Annotated in this window: 1 protein-coding gene; it reads left to right on the plus strand. The window is 48.6% G+C overall.

Annotated features, from left to right (window positions below; translation table 11 throughout):
* Positions 1-198: hypothetical protein (locus tag HC175_RS24045; protein WP_209310201.1), on the plus strand; the 198-nt coding region annotated here is incomplete at its 5' end.
* Positions 199-321 lie beyond the last annotated feature (123 nt).

The following is a 321-nucleotide window of genomic DNA, read 5'->3' on the forward strand; positions in this document are numbered from 1 at the left end:
TTTGAAGATCTTTGTTGGGTAAAAGACGGGAACGTTCTCAGTTCTCAGTTGTCTGTCAGGTCAATCGTCCTTTGTGAGCTGTTGGTTATTAGCTATGGCCCGTTGGCTTTTTCTGCGGAGATCTGCGGGATCAGCGGGAAAAAATACAGGTTGCCTGTTGCCTGTTGCCGGTCTATTGTCCTTACTGAGATGCTGTGACGGAGTGATGATGTGAGAAAGCTGTTTGGCTATTTGCTATTGGCCGTTGGCGGGAAAAATTGCAGGTTCCACGTTGCAGGTGGTCGTGATGCTGCACGTAACCTCCTTCCGGTAAAGGAACAA

It is taken from the genome of Salinimicrobium oceani (genome assembly GCF_012037645.1).